General features: G+C 50.3%; 25 protein-coding genes. 9 read left to right on the top strand and 16 right to left on the bottom strand.

Annotated features, from left to right (window positions below; genetic code table 11):
* Positions 1–3: 3 nt before the first annotated feature.
* The 6 genes from tatA to udp form a co-directional block, all read right to left on the bottom strand.
* On the bottom strand, positions 4–264 hold the full coding sequence (tatA, locus tag AC0IWZ_RS22295) for a Sec-independent protein translocase subunit TatA (protein WP_034492140.1): 261 nt from the start codon (positions 262–264) through the stop codon (positions 4–6).
* 85 nt (positions 265–349) lie between these two features.
* On the bottom strand, positions 350–1,990 hold the full coding sequence (gene ubiB / locus AC0IWZ_RS22290; protein WP_034492143.1) for a ubiquinone biosynthesis regulatory protein kinase UbiB: 1,641 nt from the start codon (positions 1,988–1,990) through the stop codon (positions 350–352).
* Positions 1,987–2,592 (bottom strand): ubiquinone biosynthesis protein UbiJ, encoded by a 606-nt coding sequence (gene ubiJ, locus AC0IWZ_RS22285; protein ID WP_034492145.1) that lies wholly within the window; start codon positions 2,590–2,592, stop codon positions 1,987–1,989. Before ubiJ ends, ubiB begins: the two co-directional genes overlap by 4 nt.
* Positions 2,593–2,605: 13 nt before the next feature.
* Positions 2,606–3,361: a bifunctional demethylmenaquinone methyltransferase/2-methoxy-6-polyprenyl-1,4-benzoquinol methylase UbiE gene (gene ubiE, locus AC0IWZ_RS22280; RefSeq protein WP_034492146.1), complete on the bottom strand. Its 756-nt coding sequence runs from the start codon at positions 3,359–3,361 to the stop codon at positions 2,606–2,608.
* Between the two features lie 90 nt (positions 3,362–3,451).
* Positions 3,452–4,885, bottom strand: coding sequence for a DNA recombination protein RmuC (gene rmuC / locus AC0IWZ_RS22275; protein ID WP_471678460.1), 1,434 nt, complete (start codon positions 4,883–4,885; stop codon positions 3,452–3,454).
* A 134-nt stretch (positions 4,886–5,019) separates the two neighbouring features.
* Positions 5,020–5,781, bottom strand: a complete 762-nt coding sequence (gene udp, locus AC0IWZ_RS22270; protein WP_034492150.1) for a uridine phosphorylase — start codon at positions 5,779–5,781, stop codon at positions 5,020–5,022.
* Between the two features lie 267 nt (positions 5,782–6,048).
* On the opposite strand from udp, the gene AC0IWZ_RS22265 reads away from it, so the two are divergent.
* The 5 genes from AC0IWZ_RS22265 to AC0IWZ_RS22245 all read left to right on the top strand — a co-directional run bounded on the left by AC0IWZ_RS22265 (position 6,049) and on the right by AC0IWZ_RS22245 (position 9,486).
* A complete protein-coding gene (locus tag AC0IWZ_RS22265) occupies positions 6,049–6,876 on the top strand; it encodes a dienelactone hydrolase family protein (RefSeq protein ID WP_471678461.1) in 828 nt (275 codons plus the stop codon).
* Between the two features lie 362 nt (positions 6,877–7,238).
* The gene (locus AC0IWZ_RS22260) at positions 7,239–8,105 is read left to right on the top strand and encodes a hypothetical protein (protein WP_471678462.1); all 867 of its coding nucleotides are present in this window, start codon (positions 7,239–7,241) and stop codon (positions 8,103–8,105) included.
* A gap of 2 nt (positions 8,106–8,107) precedes the next feature.
* Positions 8,108–8,572 (top strand): DUF1240 domain-containing protein, encoded by a 465-nt coding sequence (locus AC0IWZ_RS22255; protein WP_471679461.1) that lies wholly within the window; start codon positions 8,108–8,110, stop codon positions 8,570–8,572.
* Positions 8,565–9,029 (top strand): DUF1240 domain-containing protein, encoded by a 465-nt coding sequence (locus tag AC0IWZ_RS22250; protein ID WP_471678463.1) that lies wholly within the window; start codon positions 8,565–8,567, stop codon positions 9,027–9,029. The genes AC0IWZ_RS22255 and AC0IWZ_RS22250 overlap by 8 nt, the downstream gene beginning before the upstream one ends.
* On the top strand, positions 9,022–9,486 hold the full coding sequence (locus AC0IWZ_RS22245; RefSeq protein WP_471678464.1) for a hypothetical protein: 465 nt from the start codon (positions 9,022–9,024) through the stop codon (positions 9,484–9,486). Before AC0IWZ_RS22250 ends, AC0IWZ_RS22245 begins: the two co-directional genes overlap by 8 nt.
* 82 nt (positions 9,487–9,568) lie before the next feature.
* Here the strand turns inward: AC0IWZ_RS22245 and metE are convergent, their stop codons facing one another.
* Complete coding sequence (gene metE / locus AC0IWZ_RS22240) at positions 9,569–11,830, bottom strand: 5-methyltetrahydropteroyltriglutamate--homocysteine S-methyltransferase (RefSeq protein ID WP_471678465.1); 2,262 nt, start codon at positions 11,828–11,830, stop codon at positions 9,569–9,571.
* 116 nt (positions 11,831–11,946) lie between these two features.
* Here metE and metR point away from each other — a divergent pair, with 116 nt between their 5' ends.
* Positions 11,947–12,900: an HTH-type transcriptional regulator MetR gene (gene metR / locus AC0IWZ_RS22235; RefSeq protein ID WP_034492162.1), complete on the top strand. Its 954-nt coding sequence runs from the start codon at positions 11,947–11,949 to the stop codon at positions 12,898–12,900.
* Here the strand turns inward: metR and AC0IWZ_RS22230 are convergent.
* The 3 genes from AC0IWZ_RS22230 to pldB all read right to left on the bottom strand — a co-directional run bounded on the left by AC0IWZ_RS22230 (position 12,788) and on the right by pldB (position 15,631).
* Entirely contained in the window at positions 12,788–13,687 is a 900-nt protein-coding gene (locus AC0IWZ_RS22230; RefSeq protein WP_410374311.1) for a carboxylate/amino acid/amine transporter, read from the bottom strand. The two genes, metR and AC0IWZ_RS22230, sit on opposite strands and share 113 nt — an antisense overlap.
* A 111-nt stretch (positions 13,688–13,798) precedes the next feature.
* Entirely contained in the window at positions 13,799–14,605 is an 807-nt protein-coding gene (gene yigL, locus AC0IWZ_RS22225; RefSeq protein ID WP_034492166.1) for a sugar/pyridoxal phosphate phosphatase YigL, read from the bottom strand.
* Positions 14,606–14,638: 33 nt separating this feature from the next.
* Positions 14,639–15,631 carry a lysophospholipase L2 gene (gene pldB / locus AC0IWZ_RS22220; protein WP_034492167.1) on the bottom strand — a complete coding sequence of 331 codons (993 nt, stop codon included), beginning with the start codon at positions 15,629–15,631 and terminating at the stop codon, positions 14,639–14,641.
* A gap of 79 nt (positions 15,632–15,710) precedes the next feature.
* On the opposite strand from pldB, the gene rhtB reads away from it, so the two are divergent.
* Positions 15,711–16,331, top strand: a complete 621-nt coding sequence (gene rhtB, locus AC0IWZ_RS22215) for a homoserine/homoserine lactone efflux protein (protein ID WP_034492168.1) — start codon at positions 15,711–15,713, stop codon at positions 16,329–16,331.
* On the opposite strand, the gene rhtC is transcribed toward rhtB, so the two are convergent.
* The 3 genes from rhtC to pldA all read right to left on the bottom strand — a co-directional run bounded on the left by rhtC (position 16,332) and on the right by pldA (position 19,749).
* Positions 16,332–16,955 carry a threonine export protein RhtC gene (gene rhtC, locus AC0IWZ_RS22210; protein WP_034492268.1) on the bottom strand — a complete coding sequence of 208 codons (624 nt, stop codon included), beginning with the start codon at positions 16,953–16,955 and terminating at the stop codon, positions 16,332–16,334. It lies immediately after the preceding gene.
* A 67-nt stretch (positions 16,956–17,022) separates the two neighbouring features.
* Positions 17,023–18,849 carry an ATP-dependent DNA helicase RecQ gene (gene recQ / locus AC0IWZ_RS22205; RefSeq protein WP_471678466.1) on the bottom strand — a complete coding sequence of 609 codons (1,827 nt, stop codon included), beginning with the start codon at positions 18,847–18,849 and terminating at the stop codon, positions 17,023–17,025.
* A 30-nt stretch (positions 18,850–18,879) separates the two neighbouring features.
* On the bottom strand, positions 18,880–19,749 hold the full coding sequence (pldA, locus tag AC0IWZ_RS22200; RefSeq protein ID WP_034492172.1) for a phospholipase A: 870 nt from the start codon (positions 19,747–19,749) through the stop codon (positions 18,880–18,882).
* Positions 19,750–19,922: 173 nt separating this feature from the next.
* Between pldA and yigI the strand changes: the two genes are divergently transcribed.
* Positions 19,923–20,393, top strand: a complete 471-nt coding sequence (gene yigI, locus AC0IWZ_RS22195; RefSeq protein WP_034492175.1) for an acyl-CoA thioesterase YigI — start codon at positions 19,923–19,925, stop codon at positions 20,391–20,393.
* 51 nt (positions 20,394–20,444) lie between these two features.
* On the top strand, positions 20,445–21,350 hold the full coding sequence (rarD, locus tag AC0IWZ_RS22190; protein WP_471678467.1) for an EamA family transporter RarD: 906 nt from the start codon (positions 20,445–20,447) through the stop codon (positions 21,348–21,350).
* Positions 21,351–21,386: 36 nt separating this feature from the next.
* Here rarD and corA read toward each other — a convergent pair whose 3' ends face one another.
* The 3 genes from corA to uvrD all read right to left on the bottom strand — a co-directional run bounded on the left by corA (position 21,387) and on the right by uvrD (position 24,868).
* Positions 21,387–22,337 carry a magnesium/cobalt transporter CorA gene (gene corA / locus AC0IWZ_RS22185; protein WP_034492179.1) on the bottom strand — a complete coding sequence of 317 codons (951 nt, stop codon included), beginning with the start codon at positions 22,335–22,337 and terminating at the stop codon, positions 21,387–21,389.
* Between the two features lie 163 nt (positions 22,338–22,500).
* Entirely contained in the window at positions 22,501–22,557 is a 57-nt protein-coding gene (gene ysgD / locus AC0IWZ_RS22180) for a YsgD/CorL family protein (RefSeq protein WP_370451543.1), read from the bottom strand.
* 148 nt (positions 22,558–22,705) lie between these two features.
* Complete coding sequence (gene uvrD, locus AC0IWZ_RS22175) at positions 22,706–24,868, bottom strand: DNA helicase II (protein WP_410374315.1); 2,163 nt, start codon at positions 24,866–24,868, stop codon at positions 22,706–22,708.
* Positions 24,869–24,900 lie beyond the last annotated feature (32 nt).

Genomic DNA, 24,900 nt, shown 5'->3' with positions numbered 1-24,900 from the left:
GGTTTACACCTGCTCTTTATCGTTGCTCTTTGCTTCGTCTTTCTTCACTTCGCCAGGCTGCTTATCAGCAAGCGTTTTCGCTGTGAAATCAGCATCCTGAACGGATTTGTCTTTCTCTTTGTCTTCATCGTCACCCATGGCTTTTTTAAAGCCTTTGATGGATGCGCCCAAATCAGAGCCGATAGAACCGAGTTTTTTGGTGCCGAAAAGCAGAACGACGATCACGGCAATGATCAACAATTGCCAAATACTGATACCACCCATAATGTTGCCTCAAAGTCACAGTGATAAAAAGAATAACGGTCTGTATTGTACCGCACGTTGTCTGTTAAAAACGATTAAAAACAACTCAGGCCGAGCGCCGCCAGCCAATCAACCAGGTCACAATGCCGCCAGCCATTATCCAGGCAGGCATAAATTCCCATTCAGGCTTGTTAATGAGTAATAACGTGCCGCTTATCATCAGCGTCGCACCGATGCCGAACAGGTAGCGCGATTGTGCCTGACGAACCTGATTGCGTTGTAAATCACGCGTTATTTTATCAACACTATTTTGTAATTGTTTACCCTGGCGCAAACTGTCGTACATCAGTTCCGGTAGCTCTGGCATTTTTTCAATCCAGAACGGCGCTTTCTCTTTAAGGGTGCGAATAAGTGCCGGTATTCCAACCTGATCTTTGATCCAGTCTTCCAGGAAAGGTTTGGCTGTTTTCCACAAATCCAGTTCTGGATAAAGCTGTCTTCCGAGGCCTTCAACGTAAAGAAGCGTCTTTTGCAGCAAAACAAGCTGTGGCTGAACTTCCATATTAAAGCGACGAGCCGTGTTAAACAGGTTCAGCAACACGTGGCCAAAAGAAATCTCGGCCAGCGGTTTCTCGAAGATAGGTTCGCAAACAGTACGAATCGCAAACTCAAAGTCTTCAACGTTGGTATCGGGAGGCACCCAGCCAGAGTCCACATGCAACTCAGCCACTTTGCGATAATCACGGTTAAAGAAAGCAATAAAGTTTTCTGCCAGATAGCGCTTATCTTCCTTGTTGAGCGAGCCAACAATGCCGCAGTCGATACCGATATATTGCGGATCTTCCGGGTGCTCATAGCTAACAAAGATGTTGCCAGGATGCATATCAGCATGGAAGAAACTGTCGCGGAAAACCTGAGTGAAGAACACCTGCACGCCACGTTCTGCCAACAATTTCATGTTAGTCCCTTGCTTGTGAAGCATGGCAATATCAGAAACGGGAATGCCGTAGATGCGCTCCATCACCATCATGTCCTGACTACAATAGTCAGAGAACACTTCCGGCACATACAGCATTGGGCTGTCTTCAAAATTCCGACGCAACTGGATAGCATTCGCAGATTCACGTAGAAGATTCAGCTCATCAATGAGTGTTTTTTCGTATTCACGCACCACTTCCAACGGGCGCAAACGGCGACCATCAGGCAGGAGTCGTGGCACCCAACGCGCGAGGCGATAGATAAGCTTCATATCGGCTCTAATAATCGGCAGGATATCCGGGCGAATCACTTTGATGACCACTTCTCGGCCATTTTCTTTCAGGCGAGCCGTATGAACCTGGGCGATAGAAGCCGACGCCAACGGTGTGATATCAAAATCATCGAACCAGGTCTCAACAGGAATGCCGCCCATCGCTTGTTCGATTTGTTGTTTTGCTAATGCTCCATCAAACGGGGCAACACGGTCCTGGAGCATGGCAAGCTGATCAGCTATTTGCGGTGGAAACAGGTCGCGACGAGTTGAGAGCATCTGCCCAAACTTAATCCATACCGGACCCAGTTCCTGTAATGCCAGGCGTAAACGCTCACCGAGGAGTTTGTCTTTATGACGGTTTGGCATCCAGAAAAGCATACGTCGCCAGATACGTAACGGCAGCGTAATGCGGATACGCGGGATCAGCTCATCCAAACCGTAACTCAAGAAAGTGCGAACGATGAAATAGAGGCGGCGAATTTCTCCAGGCGTCATTTGTTCTCCAGTTTTTCCAGTCGCGCAACGAGTGCTTCGACCTGACGTTCGACTGCTGCCGTTTCCTCAGCAAACCATGCGACTTCCAGCGAGCCTGGAGCCATCTTCCACTCTTCAGTAATCGCTTCTGAAAGGTATTGTTGGTTACGGCTGAAGCCTTTTTTTAGCAACTTACTGCCGCCGCGAATCACCTTGCCGATGCCTTCTGCAGCAATGTCTCCGATATACGGAGCCAATAATTCTGCCGGATCAAATTCAGCAAGGTCCATCAACGCGACCCAATTCTGAACGACCTGAAGATCGCCTTCCACTTCCAACTCACCGCTACGAATCAGCGCAGTAAGCTGTTGCCTGTCACGCAGTTTTGGCAGAGTGCTAAGAGCGGTTTTCACCACACAATCTGCTTCACCTTCCCATTGACCTAACACGTCAATTTGCTGCTCGCTGAAGACTAAAACGAGGGGAGAAGCGAACTCTTTGAGCTCGACGCGCAACACCTTACCCATTAAGCGCTGACGTGCCGCTTTTAATCCCCGGTCACGCCAGAGAAAGGTATTGAGAACACTTTCAATCCCAGCAGTCATCAGAGGTGTAAAAGGCATCACGAACTCCCTGTCAGAATTTATAACCACGGTGCAAAGCAACAACGCCAGCAGTCAGGTTGAAGTAAGTGGTGTTTTCAAAGCCCGCATCTTCCATCATCGCTTTCAGCGTTTCTTGATCCGGATGCATGCGAATCGACTCCGCCAGATAACGGTAGCTTTCTGCATCCTGCGCCACGATTTCACCGATACGCGGCAGAATATGGAATGAGTACGCGTCGTAGGCTTTGCTCAGGGGTTCGATAATCGGTTTGGAGAACTCCAGAACCAACAGGCGACCGCCCGGCTTTAATACGCGATACATAGAACGCAGTGCTTTCTCTTTGTCTGTCACATTACGCAGACCGAAAGAGATAGTGATGCAGTCAAAGAAGTTATCCGGGAATGGCAGAGCTTCGGCGTTAGCCTGAACATAGTTCACATTGCCAACTACACCGATATTGCGAAGTTTCTCGCGGCCCATTTTCAGCATTGAGTCGTTGATATCTGCCAGAACCACTTCGCCTGTTTCACCGACCAGACGAGAGAATTTAGCGGTTAAATCACCGGTGCCTCCCGCTAAATCGAGTACACGCTGACCACGACGGACACCACTGCAATCAATGGTGAAACGCTTCCAGATGCGATGGATGCCGAATGACATCAGATCATTCATTACGTCGTATTTTGCGGCCACAGAGTGGAACACATTAGCGACCATATCGGCCTTTTGCTCTTTCGCTACAGTGCGAAAACCAAAGTGTGTTGTTTCCTGGGATTCTTCAACCATCTCAATGCCTGCTTGTCCAAAAAATGTTTGTGAAGTGTAACAGAATGAGGCCTAAAGCCCTATGCTTCAAGCCATGCGCTTGACCTGGGTTTAACGTTCACCCACGATATGTCTGTTATCCAAATTGTTGTCATCCAGGTTTTCTTCATCTAATTCATGCTCGTGGCGAGCTGAATTAACGTCTTCTTCAAATCTGGCCTGCTCGACCAAATCTGGATTAATCTCACGTTTAACCTCAACGCCCAGGCCACGAAACGCATCGGCCTGCACGAGAATATTGCCACGTCCCGAAGCGAGTTTTTTCATCGCCTGCCGGTAGTTATCCTGCGCTTTATCGAGGCTCTGGCCTATCGCCGACATATCATCAACAAAGAGGCGCATTTTGTCATATAGCCGACTGGCACGTTCGGCAATTTGTTGCGCATTCCGGCTTTGATGTTCATAACGCCACAAATTGGCAACGGTTCTTAATGCCACCAACAATGTGGTTGGGCTAACCAGCATGATGTTATTTTTCAGCGCTTCGCTGATGAGTTCAGGCTGGCGGTCAATCGCCAGTAAAAATGCAGGTTCGACGGGGATAAACATCAACACATAATCCAGCGAACGCAAACCCGGTAATTGCTGATAATCTTTGCGGCCCAGCATACGAATGTGATTACGCATCGCTGCAATATGTTCATTGAGCGCACTTTCTCGCGTTAACTCGTCGTCGCCATTGTAATAACGTTCATAGGCCACCAGCGTCATCTTGGCGTCGATCACCACATCTTTGCCTTGCGGCAAACGTACGATGACATCTGGCTGCATACGGCTGTTATTTTCGAGCTGGATATTCACCTGAGTTTCGTATTCATAACCTTCACGTAAACCGGATGCTTCCAGTACGCGGGTCAATACGACCTCGCCCCAGTTACCCTGCGTTTTGTTATCCCCTTTCAGGGCTTTGGTGAGGTTTAGCGCCTCTTGCGCCATCTGAGCATTTAGCTGCTGAAGGTTGCGGATCTCATGAGTCAGCGTGTGCCGCTCGCGAGCCTCCTGACCAAAGCTATCCTGCACCTGGCGGCGAAAGCCATCCAGTTGTTCGCGCAATGGCGACAGCAAGCCATTCAAACTTTGGCGGTTTTGTTCTTCAACTTTTCGGCCGCTTTGTTCAAAGATTCGGTTGGCGAGGTTTTCAAATTGTTCGCTGAGTCGCTGTTCGCTATTAAGCATCTGGCGATGTTTATCGTCAGCATTTAGACGGGTTTGCTCCAGCAATGTGGAGAGTTCGCGGATATCCGCTTCCTGCGCACTGTTGATTTCTAGCTGCGTGCGTAATTCACGATTGAGTTGCTCGCATTCCTCTTTCCAGTGCTGGTTTTGCTGCATTTCTTGCCGGGCAGCAGTGAGTTCGCCGTAGATTTCTCGCTGCTCTTCATACAGTGCAGATTGCCGCTGTGCTGCCCGCAAACTTGCCAGCAACCAGCCAGTCAGAACACCAACCAGCGCAATACCGAGCCCGAATAAAATAGAAATATCCACAGTCACTCCCACAAAGCCATACCAGGCATCAGCAAAATAAAATTGTGCTGTATAAATGTCCAGATGAAAAGGAGTTTACTGCGAGGCGTTACGCAAAGCGTAAAAATAAGCCGGCTTGCACCGGCTTTAAGGGATTAGATTAAGCGACGAGCAGCTTCGACCACAATTTTCACCGCGTGGCTTTCGGTTTTCTTCATGGTTTCAGCGTTAGGAATTTCTTGCTGAGTACGGTTTACAATCACGCCTGCAACCATACCGGCACGCAGACCCTGGCTTGCGCACATGGTCAACAGTGTGGCGGATTCCATCTCATAGTTCATCACACCCATCTGCTGCCACTCTTCCATGGAGCCTTTGTAGCGGTTCACTACGCGGCCTGAGAAGGTGTCGTAACGCTCCTGGCCTGGGTAGAAAGTATCGGAGGACGCCGTCACACCAATGTGCGTGGTCGCGCCGATAGACTTCGCAGCTTCAACCAGAGCGGTGGTACACGCAAAATCAGCAACCGCTGGGAATTCCATTGGCGCAAAGTGCAGGCTGGCACCATCAAGGCGCACAGAAGCCGTAGTCACCAGAACATCACCGACGTTGATATGTGGCTGAATCGCACCGGTCGTGCCAATACGCAAGAAGGTACGAATGCCCAACTGCGCTAATTCTTCCACAGCGATAGAAGTAGACGGGCCACCGATACCGGTTGAGCAGACGATCACTGGCTTGCCGTCTAACTCAGCACGCCAGGTAGTAAATTCACGGTGGGCAGCCAATTTGACCGGCTTGTCCATCAGTACAGCGATTTTTTCAACTCGCTCAGGGTCGCCCGGGACGATGGCAAGTGTTGCCCCCTGCAGGTCGCTTTTAGTGAGGCCGAGGTGAAAAACATCAGACTTGGACATAACAGACTCCTCTGTTTAATAGGTTGGCTTGCATTGCTTAGAGGTACTGTACAGAACCCCGGTAAAGAATTTCGTGACGCATTTCACTTTGAATGAAACAAGTTACATTATTTTCAACTGCAATAGTGATGAAAATCACATTTATGCAGGTATTCATTCATTGCGCTTATACCTAAACAACAGACACCGAACCACTCCCAAATTCATTCAATTTGCACGGGGTTGGCTATAGTTACCGCTGTGCGTTATTAAAAAAGGATAATGACAATGAAAGAAGAACAACAATCAGGTCAATCGCCGGGCGGAAATTTCGCACCCGCGGCCTCCCCTCTTGCTTCCACTGTATTACATACCCCGGACAACGGAGTTTTGGCAGGGGAAACCTCTATACCCACTCAGGGCGAAAACATGCCCGCTTACCACGCCAGGCCGAAAGGTGTTGAAGGCTCTTTACCGATCGTAATTGTGGTGCAGGAAATTTTCGGCGTACATGAACATATTCGCGATGTTTGCCGTCGCCTGGCGTTAGAAGGCTATCTCGCTGTCGCGCCGGAACTCTACTTTCGCCAGGGCGATCCTAATGATTTTGCTGATATTCAGACGCTGTTTAGCGGGCTGGTTTCTAAAGTTCCCGATGCACAAGTTCTGGCAGATCTCGATCACGTAGCCAACTGGGCAGCGAGAAATGGCGGTGATGCACACCGCCTGATGGTGACTGGTTTTTGTTGGGGCGGACGTATCGCATGGTTATACGCCGCGCATAATCCACAACTGAAAGCGGCGGTCGCCTGGTACGGTAAACTGGTGGGAGAAAAATCGCTGAATTCTCCACATCACCCGGTCGATGTGGCTATCAACCTTAATGCACCGGTACTCGGACTGTACGGCGGGCAAGATACGGGAATACCGCTGGATACCGTAGAAACCATGCGCCAGGCGTTACGCGCAGCGAATGCTAACGCAGAAATTATCGTCTATCCCCAAGCAGGTCATGCCTTCAATGCAGATTATCGTCCGAGCTACCATGAAGAATCAGCAAAAGATGGCTGGCAGCGCATGCTGCGCTGGTTCGAGCGTTACGCGGCCAAGAAGTAACGGATTTCGCCCTGGTACTACCGGGGCATTTACCCTATCAATAATAAGTGTATTAGCTCACACTCTTGAGTCTGCTTTTTTTAATCCTGTCGCCTTACAACACGTTGGTGTATGGATTATTGATTACATTCGAAAATGAAGGTGGGTTTAAGTAGAGGGAACTTAGTTCTATAGCCTGTTACATATTTTTATTGGCTTATATATTTAATCAATAATTTACAGGATGGGTATTAAGTATATAAATAGTTAATACCCGGATTGATTCTATAAATAATTTGCATCCCTTTATTCTTAAGAACAGAATCTGAAAACCTTCTGTTTAAAACATATTTCTTAAGAAACCATGATAAAGGGAATAAATCATGTCAGAACTGAGGCCGCATAAACCCAAAGACTATTTGTTAGACGAGCATACCTTTAGCTCCTTTCCCAGCATGAGCCCCGCAATACGTGATATGGCCGTAATGAACGGTACATTTATTACAGAAAGCCGCTACATCATGTTGCTTACGCTGGATGAAGCGCAGAATGTTGTGGATGAACTTCTCGGCAAGGTCGATTACATGTTTTCTTACCGGGCTGGCCCAGGAAACATTAAAGACGGTTTGGATGGGTTTCGAACTGCCAGTAAATTGATGACATACCATAATGAATTTGGAAAACTCGTTATCAGATTCCAGTCACTGGGAATCAGAGCGCTAAAATGCCGTATAGGCGGAACGGATTATATTAAATTAACTGGCTACCCTGCATTACGACGTATTCTGAATGGCACACGTTATAGTTTACGCAATCCACAAATACTGGAAATGGGGATTGGAATACGTGGACTCGGTACTTCAATTGTTAAAGGCACTAAATTTTGTATTTGTTGCTCACTTGCCTGGCGAGCCGTGGAACTGATATTTAAATCGAATTATGATCTGGTTGATTTTTTAGTTGATGTCACGATGGATGTCGCAAAGATTATTGTGTCAAGTGTGGTGCTTGGGGTTGTGGGTGGAGTATTTGTTTTACTGGGAGCGCCAGTAATTGTTACAGCATCTATAGTTATCATCGCAGGTATAGCTCTAAATATAGAATTAAATGCATTAGATGATCAGCTTGGTTTATCTGCCAGCCTAAAAGAAAAATTACGTATTGCCCTGGCAGAAGAGCAACGGATGAACGAGTGGAATCAGCAACACTCTTCTTCATTTCTAAACTTACTCGCGAATACATCGGACTAAAAATGCATAGAGAAACTATTTTAGAATGGCTACTGTATCGTGGCGCTGCTGTCGTTTTGATTCTCATAATGTACGCATTACTTTATTTCATATTATACTCCGTACCAATGTACGATCTCCGATCATTATTATTACATAATGAGATCATCGTTTATCATGCTAAAGCTGTTGCTTGTGTAGGGGCCATACCTCTTTGCATCTATTCTATATTCGTTGCTCTTCGAGTATTTTTTACCAAAGGAGTTAAACCACCTACAACACAAACCTCTATTGGTAAAGTCTGTAGCGGCGTTTGTGTCATTGTAACTTTCTTATCATTCATCATCGCATTCCTAATCCCTATCGGTTTGGCGTTTTCGCCTTATAGCAATTGCCCGCAAGAAAAACTCGGCAATTATTATGTCACTGACTTAGAACTCTGTAAGACCATCGAACCCAGAAACTGGAAGATAGAAAGACATGAATAGAGAAACCATTTTAGAATGGCTACTGTATCGTGGTGCGGCTGTCGTCATGATAGCAATTATGTCAGTCATCCTTTATTTTATTTTCTTCTCCGTACCAATGTATGACCTTCACTCATTATATATGCATGATGAAATTATCGTTTACCATACTAAAGCTGTCGCTGGAGCAGCAGGAACCCCAATATATATTTACTTTATATTAATTTCACTTCGAGTACTTTTCATGAGAGGAATAAAACCCCCAACGACCCAAACCTTCATTGGAAGAATTTATGGAGCATTTAGTTTAATTGTCAGCATAGTATGTCTCATCATCGCATTCCTAATCCCCATCGGCTTGGCGTTTTCACCTTATAGCAGTTGCCCGCAAGAAAAACTCGGCAATTATTATGTCACTGATTTAGAACTCTGTAAGACCATCGAACCCAGAAACTGGAAGATAGAAAGACATGAATAGAGAAACTATTTTAGAATGGCTACTGTATCGTGGTGCGGCTGTCGTCATGATAGCAATTATGTCAGTCATCCTTTATTTTATTTTCTTCTCCGTACCAATGTATGACCTTCACTCATTATATATGCATGACGAAATTATCGTTTACCATACTAAAGCTATAGCTGGGGCAGCAGGAATTCCTGTTTATGTCTACGGTATATTCCTGGGTCTTCGCGTACTTGTCACAAAAGGGATAAAGCCGCCCACCACCCAAACAGCAATTGGTATTATCCTTACACCATTCATTGCGTTTGTAACCCTTTCAGGCTTCATTATCGCATTCCTAATCCCCATCGGATTAATGTTTTCACCTTATAGTAATTGCCCGCAAGAAAAACTCGGCAATTATTATGTCACTGACTTAGAACTCTGTAAGACCATCGAACCCAGAAACTGGAAGATAGAGAAAAAGCAATAATGCCGAATGAGGCTGTGCTTATCCGGCATACACGTTTAAATTTTGTAGGGTGGATAAGCGCCAGCGTCATCCACCGTTTTACTTAAGCGTTACGCAGATTCTGTGCCGCTTTCACCATGTTTGCCAGTGCCTGGCGAGTTTCCGTCCAGCCACGGGTTTTAAGACCGCAGTCCGGGTTCACCCACAAACGTTCTGCCGGAACAGACTCTGCCGCTTTCCTTAGCAGAGCTTCAATCCATTCCACGCTCGGCACATTCGGTGAGTGAATGTCATATACGCCCGGCCCGATTTCATTCGGGTATTCAAACTCTTTAAATGACTCCAGCAGGTCCATATCGGAACGCGAGGTTTCGATGGTGATCACGTCTGCATCCAGCGCTGCAATAGAATCCATGATGTCATTGAACTCGCAGTAACACATATGCGTGTGGATTTGCGTGTCGTCTCGTACCACGGCAGCGTTCAGGCGGAAGGCTTCCACACCCCATCCCAGATACGCCTGCCAGTCGGAACGACGCAGCGGTAAACCTTCGCGCAGTGCCGGTTCATCAATCTGAATGATGCCGATACCTGCTGCTTCCAGATCTGCCACTTCGTCGCGCAGCGCTAATGCGATTTGCTTAGCGATAGTTTCACGGCTCACATCTTCGCGCGGGAACGACCAGCACAAAATGGTCACCGGACCAGTCAGCATGCCTTTTACCGGTTTGTCGGTCAGGGATTGCGCGTATTTCGCCCATTCCACGGTAATCGCTTCCGGGCGGCTGATGTCACCAATCACTACCGGTGGTTTCACACAGCGGGAACCGTAACTCTGCACCCAACCATTTTGCGTAAATACGAAACCGTCGAGATGCTCGCCGAAATACTCCACCATGTCGTTACGTTCCGCTTCACCATGCACCAGCACGTCCAGACCTAAGCGTTCCTGTTCAGCAACGGCTTGTTTGATATGTTCGGCGATACCGGTGCGATAGTTATTCGCATCCAGGTTACCTTTTTTGAACTCCAGGCGCAGGCCACGAATTTCCGTCGTTTGCGGGAATGAACCGATAGTCGTTGTCGGCCAGGTCGGGAGATTGAAGCGCTGGCGCTGTGCCACGGCACGATCGGCGTAGTCACTCTGGCGTTGGCTGTCTTGCGCCGTAATGGTCGCCAGACGTTTGCCAACTGCCGCATTATGGACACGCTGTGAATGGCGGCGAGCCTGAATTGGCGCACTCCACTCAACTAGTTTTTCAGTGTTGCCGCTGTTCAGGGCTTCGGTCAACAAAGACAACTCGGCACATTTTTGCAGCGCGAAGGCAAACCAGCTTTTTACTTCTGCATCCAGACGGGTTTCAACGCTCAGGTCGATTGGGCTATGTAACAGCGAGCAAGAAGAGGCAACCCAAAGATCACGTTTGCCCACCAGACCCTGCAGTTGCGCATATTTCTCCGTTAAATCAGCACGCCAGACGTTACGGCCATTAATCACACCCGCCGATAGCAGCCAGTTGGCTGGCAGTTGCTGATGCAGCGCGTTGATATCGTCTTTGCCATGCACGAAGTCGACGTGCAAACCCTGAACGGGCAGCGCCGTAATCGTATTCAGATTGGGCGTCACGCCTTCAAAATAGGTGGTCAAGAGCAGTTTAACGTTACCCGCCAGTGCATCGTAAGCCGGTTGGAACGCATCCAGCCACTTTTGCGGTAACTCCAGCACCAATGCAGGTTCGTCGATTTGCACCCATTCGATGCCGCGTTTTGCCAGGTCAGCCAGCACCTGTTGGTAAACCGGCAGAATATCTTTCAGCAAGCTCAGGCGGTCAAACGGCTCGCCTTTCACTTTACCCAGCCATAGATAAGTGACCGGGCCAAGCAGCACAGGTTTTACGTTATGGCCGAGTGCCAGCGCTTCGTCTACTTCATCCAGCAGCTGTGTCCATGTCAGTTTGAACTGCTGGCCTTTGGTGAATTCCGGGACCATGTAGTGGTAGTTAGTGTTGAACCATTTGGTCATTTCAGCGGCTGCGGCTGGCTCACCAGTGGGTGCACGGCCACGGCCCAGACGGAATAAAGTGTCGATATCGACGCTGCCGTCCGCGTTCTGATGACGAGCCGGCACATTGCCAAGCAGCAAGCTGGTGGTCAGAACGTGATCGTACCAGGCGAAATCGCCCACTGGCAGCAGTTCCACACCAGCTTCTTTTTGTTGTTCCCAGTGGCGAGCACGCAGTTCGCGGCCCACCGCCAGCAATTCTTCCTGAGTGGAGTTGCCTGCCCAGTAGCTTTCTTGTGCTTTTTTCAGTTCGCGACGCAGGCCAACACGTGGGAAGCCGAGGGTGTGATTAAGTATTGTCATGTTATGCCCTTGAGGAATTTTTCGTATTTAGCCATCCAGATGTTTACACCGCCATCTTGCAAATGTACTGTATATTCCTCAAGCGCAATTTGCTCATGCCGAAGTGAAGGACTTTCATGATCGAGATCAAACACCTGCGGACGCTCCAGGCGTTACGAAATTGCGGCTCTTTAGCCGCCGCCGCCGCCGCGTTGCATCAAACCCAATCGGCGCTCTCTCATCAGTTCAGCGATCTGGAGCAGCGGCTTGGGTTCCGCCTGTTTGTCCGTAAAAGTCAGCCACTACGGTTTACGCCGCAGGGCGAGGTGCTACTGCAATTGGCTGAACAAGTGTTACCGCAGATAAGCCGCGCGCTACAGGCCTGTAACGAACCACACCAGACCCGGCTTCGCATCGCAATCGAATGCCATAGCTGTATTCAGTGGCTGACGCCCGCGCTGGAAAACTTCCATAAAACCTGGCCGCAGGTGGATCTGGATTTCAAATCTGGCGTGACGTTCGACCCGCAGCCTGCTCTGCAACAAAGTGAGCTGGATATCGTGTTAACGTCTGACATCCTGCCGCGCAGCGGTCTGCACTATTCGCCGATGTTTGATTATGAAGTGCGCCTGGTGCTGGCCACGGATCACCCGCTGGCGAATAAAACGCGTATTGAGCCGGAAGATTTGAGCAGCGAAACGTTATTGATTTACCCGGTCCAGCGCCAACGTCTGGATATCTGGCGGCATTTCCTGCAACCAGCGGGCGTAAGTCCGTCGCTGAAAAGTGTCGATAACACGTTGTTGTTGATTCAGATGGTGTCGGCACGCATGGGAATTGCCGCGCTGCCGCATTGGGTAGTGGAGAATGTTGAACGCCAGGGTCTGGTTGTGACCAAAACCCTGGGTGAAGGACTGTGGAGCCGGTTGTACGCAGCCGTGCGCGATGGCGAGCAGCGTCAACCGGTGACGGAAGCCTTTATTCGCTCGACGCGTTCACACGCTTGCGAGCATCTGCCGTTTGTGAAGAACGCGGAGCGACCCAATGGCGATGTACCCATAGCGAAGCCATTATCACCGACCCACCAATAATAAAACTCGGCCAGTGGGGTTGCTCTTGCCAGATGGCGAGGTTAACCAGCAGCCCCGCCGGAACATGCACGTTGTTCATGATGCCGAGCGTGCCCGCATCCACCTGCGTGGCACCGTAGTTCCACATGAAGTACCCCAATCCTGACGCGACAACCCCAAGCCACACCAGAATGCCCCATTGCAGATTTGTCGTCGGCAGTTTTTGCGGGTTCCCAAGCGCAAACCAGGCTGTTACAGCCACGACTGCCGCCCCGAGGTAGAACCACGAAAATGCGCAACGTTGCGGCATCGGGCGCGTTTCCATCAGGCGTTTATAACCCACCATCCCGATGGCGAAACAGATGTTTGCGCCCTGCACCAGTAACAGTCCAATCCAGAAGTGATCGCTGACTTTGTCGTACCGAATAATCGCCGCGCCAATCACCGCCAACCCGGCGCTTAACGCATAGCCCCAGCGCAGTTTGTTGCCACTGATCAGGTCGTAAATCAGCGTGACGTAAAGTGGCGTCATTACCGTAAACAGCAGGAATTCAGAAACGGTGAGGTAGAGATAAGCCTGGAAGCTAAACAGGTACATCACACCGAGTTGTAACGCGCCCACCAGCATGTACAGCAACAGCGTTTTCGCGCTGTAGCCTTTGAAGCGCAGGAACGGCAGGAACACTAATGCCGCAAGTCCGACGCGCATCAGCACGGAAAAATAGCTGTCGACATGCCCGGCAAGGTATTCGCCAATCAGGCTAAAAGAGAAGGCCCACAGAATGGTGGTGATGATGAGTAACGGCACGATGAAGTCTCAACTACAGGCAATTTATTCACCATTGTAGCGAAGGGTATGAACCGGAGCTGAACTATTTGGTTGACGAGTGGTGATTTATTCACCACTCTATTTCACGAATCAATCTTTACCGAGGAACATCTTACGCAGGTAATGTGGAACCGCGTTATCCGCGTTGGTGCCGATGACTTCCAGTTCTGGCAGCAAGTCTTTCAGGCGCTGGTGAGCGTTGCCCATGATGCAGCCTTTGCCCGCCATGCTGAGCATTTCAGCGTCGTTCATGCCGTCGCCAAAGGAAATGCAGTCTTTCAGGCCGTAGCCCATCGCTTTGGATACTGCTTCCAGCGCATGGCCTTTTGACACGCCACCTGCCATCACTTCCAGGCAAGTCAGCGTCGAGAAACTCACGTTCACGCGATCGCCCCAGCGAGCGAGCAACGCTTGCTCCAGCGGCAGCAATTTTTCGTGAGAATCACAGGTGAAGAACACTTTGCTGACGCCATCGGCTTCCAGCAAACCTGGCTCAAACAGGCTGTAGTTAAACACGGCTTCTTTAAAATACTTCATCTCCTCAGGACGATGGCGGTTCATAAACCACTGATCGCCGCGATAGACGTTGGTCACGATATCTTGATTGGTATGCACGACACCAAAGAGATCCTGAGCGATGTCATGGTCGAGATCGTGGCTGAACACCAGGTTGCCGTCAGTATCATGCACGCGCGCGCCGTTAGAGGTGATCATGTAGGCTTTGATTTCGAGGTTATCGCGAATTTGCCCCACGTCGATATGGTGGCGACCCGTTGCGAAGACGAAATTAACTCCTTCAGCAGTGAGCAGTTTCAGCGTTTCTTTTGCATACGGAGTAAGAAGGTGATCGGGGGACAGCAACGTGCCATCTAAGTCAGACGCAACGACATGGTACATAGGATTTGGAACCTCTGGTGTTTAAGTCGGTATTTAGTTATGCCTATCAAAAAAAGCGATGATGGCATTCAGCGCTTCGGTCCGCATATCGTCCTTTTCGAACAGGATCTCATGATACGCACCGTTTATGACGTAAGGTGTTTCCCCCTCACAAGGGTTGCCCGCCGCGGCTCGAATTTCACAGAATTGGTCATGGGCGCGGTTGTCCACCACACGTTCCTCTTCTGCCTGCAGGATAAAAATCGGCGTGGTGATAGCAGTGGCTCCCGCTAAAACCTGTTCTCCTGCGAGTATCCCTTCTCTTACCCAATGATTCGTTGGCCCGCCCACCCGCAATGCTGGCTCGTCAGCATAAAAACGCAGGTTGCGGCGGTAACGTTCACGGCTATGGGTCAGGACATTAACGCCAAATGGTAGAGCGCGCCAGCGGCCTGTTCCGATTGCATAACCTTCACGAAAACGCTGATGTCCCTCGGCCCAGTCAAGAATATGACGCACCATCCAGTCCGGCCAGCGCAGCGCGATGCCAAACATTGGCGCACAAAGTGCAACCGCATCAAAACATTGTGAGTTTTTTTCAAGCCACAAAGTGATGATGGCACCGCCCATGGAATGCGCTAATGCGTAGCGTTTTCTCCACGGGCCATTAGCAACTTCATGCTGATAAAAGCGGTCAAAATCGTCGACATAGTCGCTAAATCTCGCGACATGGCCACGATGCGAATCCGATAGCATGCGTCCTGAACGGCCTTGTCCACGATGGTCGATGATTAAAACATCGAATCCACAATGGAATAAGTCATAAGCCAGTTCAGCATATTTGACGTAGCTTTCGATGCGCCCAGGGCAAACAACAATCACCCGGTCATGATCCTGCGAGCGAAACCGTACGTAGCGTACCGGCACTTCATCGACGCCTGAAAATTCACACTCTTCGCGCTGTCGCCAGAAGTCCATCAACGGACCGGTGGTGAAAGCCGCAAAGGCGTTTTCCCTGTTTGACCATCCATTTTTATGCTGAGTCATATCGCTTTTTTGTGATTCGTAGCACGCTCATCAACAATAGCGTATTGTGGCATAAAAGTGTCCATCCAGGGAATTTCACATGAGCGTTGAGTGGTGGTTAACCTATCTTTTGACCACGATAATCCTGAGTCTTTCACCCGGTTCCGGGGCGATAAATACGATGACTACCGCCATTAGCCATGGCTATCGAGGAGCAGCGGCGTCGATTGCCGGGCTGCAAACCGGGCTGGCGATTCACATCGTATTAGTTGGGATTGGCCTCGGCGCATTGTTTTCACGTTCGCTGCTGGCATTTGAAATTCTGAAATGGGCGGGGGCTGCTTATCTTATCTGGCTTGGCATTCAGCAATGGCGTGCCGCAGGTGCCATTGACTTGAACACTCTCGCCACGAGCCAACCACGCAGCCGCCTGTTTAAACGTGCAATTTTTGTGAACCTGACCAACCCCAAAAGCATTGTGTTTCTGGCTGCACTTTTCCCGCAGTTTATCGCACCCCATGAGCCACAGGCGGCGCAGTATTTAGTGCTCGGCGTAACCACCGTAGTGGTCGATATTATTGTGATGATTGGCTATGCGACGCTGGCGACGCGAATTGCAGGCTGGATTAAAGGGCCAAAGCAGATGAAAGCGTTGAACCGCGTATTTGGTTCGCTGTTTATGCTGGTTGGCGCACTCCTTGCCGGAGCACGCCAGGCATAATTAACGGGAGATGATCAGGTGAATGCCGAATCCGGCAAACAATGCACCGGCAACTCCATCAATCCACTTCGCAACGCGCTGATAACCACGGCGCATTTGCGGCAGTGCGAACAAGCTGGCAACGACGGTGAACCAGGCAAAGGTTTCCAGGGCAATCATCACGAATAACCCCCAACGCTCGGCGCTGCCAACATCATTACTGACGAACAGTGAAAACACGCTGCCGAAGTAAATGATAGCTTTAGGATTCGAGAGATTAGTCAGCAAGCCTTTCAGGAAACTACGCCCGCTGCGAGCCAGCTCAACACTGACTTCTTCTGTCGGCTTAACCGTTTCTTTTTTCAATGCACTGCGCAGCATCTGATACCCCATCCAGCACAGATACAAGCCCCCGCCGACCATAATAATACTGTGTAACCATGCCATTTTTTCAAGGATAAGGTTAAGGCCGAGCAACGCCACACCGGCCCAGACCATGACGCCGCAGGTAATACCCAGCACACCCATCATGGCTTCTTTACGTGAACGGCTAACGGCTGTCTGCGAGACAAAGAAGAAATCCGGGCCAGGGGTAATCAATGCGACGATATGTAGAACCGCCACCGTGAGGAAAAGCATCAACATAGGAAATAACTCGCGCAAAAAATATTCAATGAAAGGTTATCCTGCCACGTTCGTGCAGGACTGGCTACTACTCATCTTCGCCGTCGACATGGCTACGAATAAGTGCCATAAACTCGCGGCCAAAGCGTTCCAGTTTTCGAGTACCGACACCGTTAACGCCCAGCATTTCACCCGGAGAGAGCGGCATTTGTTCAGCCATTTCGATAAGCGTGGCATCGTTAAACACCACATAGGGCGGGATATTTTCTTCATCCGCAATGGCTTTACGCAGCTTGCGCAATTTGGCAAACAGTTTGCGATCGTAATTGCCGCCGAACACTTTCGGGCTGGATTTCGATTTGATGGCCACAATACGCGGCACCGCCAACATTAACGGTTCTTCGCCACGTAAATACGGGCGAGCCGCTGCGGTAAGTTGCAACGCCGAGTGTTGGGCAATATTTTGCGTCACCACGCCGAGGTGAATCAGCTGGCGAATAACGCTAACCCAGTGCTCGTGGGTCTGGTCACGGCCAATGCCATAAACGGGTAATTTATCGTGCTGAAACTCGCGAATACGTTGGTTATTGGCACCGCGCAGGACTTCCACGACATAACCCATACCAAAGCGCTGATTGACGCGATAAATACAGGACAGTGCTTTTTGCGCGTCCACCAGCCCGTCGTAGCGACGCGGCGGATCGAGGCAAACATCGCAGTTGCCGCAAGATTGCTGGCGGCCTTCTCCAAAGTAATTCAACAACACCAGGCGGCGACAAGTCTGCGCTTCGGCAAATGCGCCCATCGCGTTGAGTTTGTGGCGCTCGATATCCTGCAATTGCCCGACCGGCTTTTCTTCGAGGCATTTACGCAACCACGCCATATCGGCCGGATCGTAAAATAGCATCGCTTCCGCAGGCAGGCCGTCACGCCCGGCGCGACCGGTTTCCTGGTAGTAAGATTCGATGTTACGTGGGATATCAAAGTGCGCGACAAACCGCACATTGGGTTTGTTGATACCCATGCCAAAAGCCACAGTGGCGACAACAATTTGCAGATCGTCGCGCTGGAATTTTTCCTGCACTTCAGCGCGAACCTGGTGTTCAAGCCCGGCGTGATAAGCGCCAGCGCTGATCCCTTTGCTTTGCAGACGCGCGGCGGTGTCTTCAACTTTTGCGCGGCTATTGCAGTAAATAATGCCGGATTTTCCGCGCTGGTCTTGTACGTAACGCATCAATTGATCGAGAGGTTTAAACTTCTCCATCAGCATGTAGCGAATATTCGGGCGGTCAAAGCTACTGATTTGAATTAGCGGATCGTGCAGGCCAAGCAGACGCACGATATCAGCACGCGTGGTGTCATCAGCCGTTGCGGTGAGGGCAATAAATGGCACCGTCGGCAGGCGTTGGCGCAATTGGCCTAATGCGGCGTATTCCGGGCGGAAATCGTGGCCCCACTGAGAAATACAGTGCGCTTCGTCAACCGCGATCATCGACAAATGCCAGTGGCTGATTTGGTCGATGAAGTTATCCATCATCAAACGTTCTGGTGCGATATAAAGCAGGCGGATTTGCCCGGTGCGACAACCCGCCATCACTTCTTGCTGCTGTTCGCGAGTTTGCGTGGAGTTAAGACAGGCCGCCGCCACACCGTTTGCCAGCAGCTGATCGACCTGGTCTTTCATCAGGGAAATCAGCGGGGAGACGACAACCGTCAGCCCGCCAAATACCAAGGCCGGAATCTGATAGCACAGGGATTTACCACCGCCGGTTGGCATAACAACCAGGCAATCGCGCCCTTCCAGCACCGTTTCGATGATGGTTTCCTGACCCGGGCGGAACTGTTGATAGCCAAAGGTATCTTGCAAAACCTGTCTGGCCAGCACTGCCTGATTAATTACTTCCGCCTGTGTCACGCTTTCCCCACCACAAAAACCGCCAATTTCTTAGAACAGATCGTTAAGCATAACGCCGACACCGAAGCGTGTCTGGTTAAAGTTGTAATCAATTAATGACTCGCCGTAGCCGCTATAAAGTTGGGTATAGAGGCGAACGTGTTTAGTCACCGGATAACTAAAGCCTAATTCCGCACCGCCGTAGCCGGTATTCCAGTTGTACTGGCCTTTCATACTCAGAATGGCATCGCCAAACTGGTAGCCGACACGCAACTGGTAATAGCCCATGTATTTCGTGATGTCCGGGTTATCATCAGTGCTGCCAATGACATACCACGGCTTCGCTTCCACCATCCAGTTACCGTTTTCCGCCATCAGACGCGTGTAGAGGCGGTTCCAGCTACGGGATGTTGGGTCGGAACGACCATTGGAGTCGTGATTATAACCAAATTCAACATCACGCAATGTCCAACCCGCGAATGACTCGTCCGTTGCGAAGCCCAGGAAAACTTGCGGCTCATAGTTGGTTTCGCGGAAGGGTGCAGATTCGCCGCTGTTCGACAACTGCCACCAGGATTTCTGAGTATAAGAAGCGCCCAGGACGGAATTTGGCCCGACGATGCCACGCCAGATAGGGAATGCGAGGCTCAGCTGGAATTTCACTTCGTCTTTTCTGGCATTATCAGACCAGTTGTAACTGCGGATCGCTTCTTTATTGAGGTCGTCTGTCACCGTATAAATCAAATAGTTAGTTTCATACGGATAGAGCGTGAATGGATTATCGTGTTCCAGAAGCATATTGGCGATGATGCTACCGCGTACGGCGGGTTTGTCATGCACTTGTTTGATCGTTGCTTCCTGTGCGTAAGCAGTCAGAGGCAACAGGCTTGCAGCCACTAACCATCCCAGAAACGTGCGCATCGGCAATGTTCTCCTGAATAAAAAAGGTTTCAAATTATTTTCTGAGACACATTCTACATAGGAATGAATGTGCACGCTCGGTCTACATTTCTTAAAGTGGCAATCAACGATTGCGAAGCATAAAATAAACAAATAATTAACATTACGTTTTTTGCTTTGATCGAGGATGATCCATGTCTACCCCATTTCTGACCCCTGAAGCTGCCCTCCAACTGGTTGGTGAGATTTTTGTTTATCACATGCCTTTTAACCGGGCGCTGGGTCTGGAACTTATACGTTACGAGAAAGACTACGCCGAGCTTTGCTTCAATAACCAGCCGATGATGGTAGGAAACTGGGCACAAAGTATTTTGCACGGCGGGGTGATTGCCTCTTCGCTAGACGTCGCGGCTGGCCTGGTTTGCGTGGGCAGCACGCTGACTCGCCACGACAGCATTAGCGAAGAAGAACTACGCCAGCGTCTGTCGAAAATGGGCACCATCGACCTGCGTGTCGATTACCTGCGACCTGGGCGCGGGCAACGTTTTACCGCCAGCAGCAGCCTGCTGCGTGCCGGGAATAAAGTCGCGGTTGCGCGTGTGGAATTACACAACGAAGACCAGCTGCATATCGCCAGTGCGACGGCGACCTACATGGTAGGGTGAGAAGATAAATCCTGTTACTATTTGCACACTATTTACCAACGAGTTCTTTTCATGGATGCGAAACAAACCCGCCAGGGCGTGTTACTTGCGCTGGCGGCGTACTTTATGTGGGGTATCGCGCCTGCATATTTCAAGTTAATTAACTATGTCCCGGCTGATGAAATCCTGACGCATCGCGTGATTTGGTCATTCTTCTTTATGGTGGTGCTGATTAGTCTGAGCCGCCAGTGGCCACAGGTGAAAAAATCCTGCCAGAACCGTAAGAAGGTTTTTGCCATGGCACTCTCGGCGGTGCTGATTGGTGGTAACTGGCTACTGTTCATTTGGGCGGTGAATAACAATCACATGCTGGAAGCCAGCCTGGGTTATTTCATCAACCCGCTGGTTAACGTATTGCTGGGGATGATTTTCCTCGGTGAACGTTTCCGCACAATGCAGTGGGTAGCCGTGGGCCTTGCTGCTTGTGGGGTTCTGGTTCAGCTTTGGACATTCGGCTCGCTGCCAGTCATCGCTCTTGGTCTTGCATTTAGCTTCGCGTTTTACGGCCTGGTGCGTAAGAAAATTGCCGTGGATGCACAAACCGGCATGTTGGTGGAAACGCTGTGGCTGTTGCCCATTGCCGCAATTTACTTATTTGGTATCGCTGATAGCTCAACCAGTCATATGGGGCAAAACTCAATGTCGTTGAACTTAATGCTGATTGCGGCGGGCGTGGTAACAACGATTCCATTGCTGTGTTTCACCGCTGCGGCAACGCGTTTGCGCCTCTCGACACTGGGTTTCTTCCAGTATATTGGCCCAACGCTGATGTTCCTGCTGGCAGTAACGTTCTACGGTGAAGTGGTGGGCAAAGATAAGTTGCTGACCTTTGGGTTTATCTGGGCAGCGCTGGCGTTGTTTATCCTGGATGCGGTTTATACGCAGAGAAATTCGCGGATAGCGGTCGCGCAGAAGTAAAAAAGGGAGCCAATCGGCTCCCTTCTCATTTTCATCTCACAACCAGTTTTTACGCTTGAAGTAGAGATACGGCGCGAGGCCTGCGAGGATCATGACGATAATCGCCGCCGGATAACCGAAGCTCAGTTTCAACTCGGGCATAAACTCAAAGTTCATCCCGTAGCTGGATGCAACAAGCGTCGGTGGCAGGAATACGACCGATACCACCGAGAAGATCTTGATGATGCGGTTCTGCTCGATGTTGATAAAGCCCATCGCCGCCTGCATCAGGAAGTTCACCTTCTGGAACAGGGATTCGTTGTGCGGCAACAGGGATTCGATATCGCGCAGGATCTCACGCGCCTGCTCAAGCTGACCGCTCGGCAAACGTGCTTTACGCACCAGGAAGTTGAGCGCGCGTTGGGTATCCATCAGACACAAACGGACTTTCCAGCCGATATCTTCAAGCTCAGCAAGCGTAGAAAGCGCGGCGTCATATTCATCACCCTGGTGCCCTTCCATGATTACACGACTGAGTTTTTCGAGATCGCTATAAATGTTTTCGATTTCATCTGCCAGCTGTTCGATTTTGGTTTCAAACAGATCGAGCAGTAATTCATAGGCGTTGCCGTCAACCATATTCTGGCTACGAGCGCGCATACGATAGAGGCGAAATGCAGGTAGTTCACGCTCACGCAGCGTAAACAGGCGGCCTTCACGAATGGTGAATGCCACGGTGCTGTTGCCCGCGTGATCGTCTGCATCTTCATAAAAGAAAAATGAGTGGATGTGCAAACCGTCTTCGTCTTCAAAGAAACGCGCGGATGCTTCGATGTCTTCCAGTTCCGGGCGGGTTGCCAGGCTTTGACCAAGTTCCGTTTGCACGCGCTGACGCTCGCTCTCTTCAGGCTCGACCAAATCAACCCAAACAGAATTGCTCAGGTTATCGGCCTCATCTAATTCAAGACGGGACAGACGATTGTTTTCCAGTTGAAATGCGCTCAGCATGACCGGTACTCCCAATGCAAAAAATATCAGGGACAGTTCGGTTGGCACACAGACAGAAACAATATAGGTTTCAGACCATTAAAAAGTCTGACTCATTGCGACGGGATATACGAGATATGGGGTCGCCGACAACCACTAAGGCTATCAGCATTCGAGGATAGCCTTAGAAGTTGTACCTGGATGACAGGTAATTGAGCCAGTATTTACTGGGTGTGTCCAAGGCGAGTGTCCTCTTAGCGTAATCGTGCGCGCATGTTACGCCACCACAAATATGGCGTCAACACGCAACGGGACACCGCTTGCGAATAAATACCCTCGGTGTTTAAAGGGTAGCAAAAGCGTAAAAAACTATGAGTTATTCCGCTGACTTACACGGTTTCAAGATGTGCATAAGCGGCAACTAACCACTTAATTCCTTGTCCTGGGAATGCCACCTGAACCCGGCTATGTTCGCCGCTCCCTTCCAGGTTAACGATGGTGCCTTCACCAAATTTTGCATGACGGACACGCTGCCCAAGTTTGTAGCCAGTGTCGTTTTCGGAAATCGGTGTTCCCATACGTTGATGGCTAACCGGGCGGCTGATACTGGCGCGTAGGCGAACTTCTTCCACACAGTTTTCAGGCAACTCACCAATGAATCGAGAAGGACGGTGGTACACCTCTTTGCCGTATAGACGACGGGTTTCGGCATAGGTAATCGTGAGTTTTTGCATCGCTCGCGTCACGCCAACGTAAGCCAGGCGGCGTTCTTCCTCCAGGCGTCCGCCTTCATCCAGCGACATCTGGCTTGGGAACATGCCCTCTTCCATACCGACGATGAATACTTGCGGGAACTCCAGCCCTTTCGCCGAGTGCAGCGTCATCAGTTGCACTGCGTCTTGCCAGGTATCGGCTTGCCCTTCACCGGCTTCAAGTGCCGCGTGAGACAAGAATGCTTGCAGCGGCATCAGGTCTTCGTCTTCATCCTGATAGCTGAACTGGCGCGTTGCCGTGACCAGTTCTTCTAAGTTTTCGATACGCGTCTGGCCTTTCTCGCCCTTTTCCTGCTCATACATAATCATTAAGCCCGAGTCCTTGATAACCCGGTCGGTTTGTACGTGCAGCGGCATATCGATAGTTTCATGTGCCAGTGCGTCAATAAGTTCCATAAAGCGTTGCAGCGCAGAGGCCGCACGGCCCGCCAGCGCTTTTTCTTGCAGCAGCAAACGGCAGGCTTGCCACAACGTGAGTTGTTTATCGCGGGAGGTCTGACGCACTACGTCTAATGTACGATCGCCGATGCCACGCGTTGGCGTGTTAACCACGCGCTCAAACGCCGCATCGTCATTGCGGTTGGCAATCAGGCGCAGATACGAGAGTGCATCTTTGATTTCCTGACGTTCGAAGAAGCGCATCCCGCCGTAAATGCGGTATGGCATGCTGACCTGCAACAATGCTTCTTCGAGCACGCGCGATTGGGCGTTGCTGCGGTACAGAATCGCGCAGTGTTCAAGCGCTCCGCCTGCCTCCTGCCACGTTTTGATGCGGTTAACCACAAAACGCGCTTCATCTAATTCGTTGAATGCGCAATAAAGTGAGATAGGCTCGCCGTCGCTACCATCCGTCCACAGCTCTTTGCCTAAGCGACCTGAGTTGTTCGCAATAAGGGCGTTGGCGGCATTCAGAATGTTGTTGGTGGAACGGTAGTTTTGCTCAAGGCGAATGGTTTGTGCGCCGGGGAAATCGGTCAGGAAGCGTTGGATGTTCTCAACTTGCGCGCCGCGCCATCCGTAGATTGACTGATCATCGTCACCCACGATCATCACTTTGCCAGTATCGCCCGCCAGCATGCGAATCCACGCGTACTGAATGCTGTTGGTATCCTGGAATTCGTCCACCAGAATGTTGGTAAAGCGTTCGCGGTAGTGGTTAAGAATATGGGGTTTGTTCAGCCACAACTCATGCGCACGCAGCAATAGCTCGGCAAAGTCCAACAGGCCTGCGCGGTCACAGGCTTCCTGGTAGGCCTGATACACTTTCTGCCAGGTTTGCTCGACCGGGTTGCCATAGCTTTCAATGTGATGCGGACGTAAACCTTCGTCTTTTTTGCCGTTGATAAACCACATTGCCTGGCGTGCCGGCCACTGTTTATCATCGAGATTCATGGCTTTAATCAGGCGTTTTAACAAGCGCAGCTGATCTTCGCTGTCCAGAATTTGGAAATCCTGCGGCAGGTTAGCGTCCATGTGGTGCGCACGCAGCAAGCGATGTGCAAGGCCATGGAAAGTGCCCACCCACATACCGCCCTGGCTGGTTCCCATCAACTGGCCGATACGGTGGCGCATTTCCGCCGCCGCTTTGTTGGTAAACGTCACCGCCATAATAGAATACGGCGAGCAGTTTTCCACGCTAATCAACCACGCAATGCGGTGCACTAATACACGCGTCTTACCACTACCCGCCCCTGCCAGCACCAGCATGTTGCTACGCGTGGCTGCGACGGCTTCGCGCTGTTTGTCATTGAGGCTGTCGAGCAGGTAAGAAACGTCCATTGGCACCGCCGTTGAGGAGATAAAAATATACT

This window comes from Buttiauxella sp. AC142, assembly GCF_979253435.1.
The sequence above is the reverse complement of the archived record's forward strand: the minus strand, read 5'-3'. Positions and strand labels throughout refer to the sequence as shown.

Bases quoted from the DNA above. Each gene is read 5' to 3' on its own strand.
- tatA (WP_034492140.1), bottom strand. From the start codon at position 264: ATGGGTGGTATCAGTATTTGGCAATTGTTGATCATTGCCGTGATCGTC.
- ubiB (WP_034492143.1), bottom strand. From the start codon at position 1,990: ATGACGCCTGGAGAAATTCGCCGCCTCTATTTCATCGTTCGCACTTTC.
- ubiJ (WP_034492145.1), bottom strand. From the start codon at position 2,592: ATGCCTTTTACACCTCTGATGACTGCTGGGATTGAAAGTGTTCTCAAT.
- ubiE (WP_034492146.1), bottom strand. From the start codon at position 3,361: ATGGTTGAAGAATCCCAGGAAACAACACACTTTGGTTTTCGCACTGTA.
- udp (WP_034492150.1), bottom strand. From the start codon at position 5,781: ATGTCCAAGTCTGATGTTTTTCACCTCGGCCTCACTAAAAGCGACCTG.
- AC0IWZ_RS22265 (WP_471678461.1), top strand. From the start codon at position 6,049: ATGAAAGAAGAACAACAATCAGGTCAATCGCCGGGCGGAAATTTCGCA.
- AC0IWZ_RS22260 (WP_471678462.1), top strand. From the start codon at position 7,239: ATGTCAGAACTGAGGCCGCATAAACCCAAAGACTATTTGTTAGACGAG.
- AC0IWZ_RS22255 (WP_471679461.1), top strand. From the start codon at position 8,108: ATGCATAGAGAAACTATTTTAGAATGGCTACTGTATCGTGGCGCTGCT.
- AC0IWZ_RS22250 (WP_471678463.1), top strand. From the start codon at position 8,565: ATGAATAGAGAAACCATTTTAGAATGGCTACTGTATCGTGGTGCGGCT.
- AC0IWZ_RS22245 (WP_471678464.1), top strand. From the start codon at position 9,022: ATGAATAGAGAAACTATTTTAGAATGGCTACTGTATCGTGGTGCGGCT.
- metE (WP_471678465.1), bottom strand. From the start codon at position 11,830: ATGACAATACTTAATCACACCCTCGGCTTCCCACGTGTTGGCCTGCGT.
- metR (WP_034492162.1), top strand. From the start codon at position 11,947: ATGATCGAGATCAAACACCTGCGGACGCTCCAGGCGTTACGAAATTGC.
- yigL (WP_034492166.1), bottom strand. From the start codon at position 14,605: ATGTACCATGTCGTTGCGTCTGACTTAGATGGCACGTTGCTGTCCCCC.
- pldB (WP_034492167.1), bottom strand. From the start codon at position 15,631: ATGACTCAGCATAAAAATGGATGGTCAAACAGGGAAAACGCCTTTGCG.
- rhtB (WP_034492168.1), top strand. From the start codon at position 15,711: ATGAGCGTTGAGTGGTGGTTAACCTATCTTTTGACCACGATAATCCTG.
- rhtC (WP_034492268.1), bottom strand. From the start codon at position 16,955: ATGTTGATGCTTTTCCTCACGGTGGCGGTTCTACATATCGTCGCATTG.
- pldA (WP_034492172.1), bottom strand. From the start codon at position 19,749: ATGCGCACGTTTCTGGGATGGTTAGTGGCTGCAAGCCTGTTGCCTCTG.
- yigI (WP_034492175.1), top strand. From the start codon at position 19,923: ATGTCTACCCCATTTCTGACCCCTGAAGCTGCCCTCCAACTGGTTGGT.
- rarD (WP_471678467.1), top strand. From the start codon at position 20,445: ATGGATGCGAAACAAACCCGCCAGGGCGTGTTACTTGCGCTGGCGGCG.
- corA (WP_034492179.1), bottom strand. From the start codon at position 22,337: ATGCTGAGCGCATTTCAACTGGAAAACAATCGTCTGTCCCGTCTTGAA.
- uvrD (WP_410374315.1), bottom strand. From the start codon at position 24,868: ATGGACGTTTCTTACCTGCTCGACAGCCTCAATGACAAACAGCGCGAA.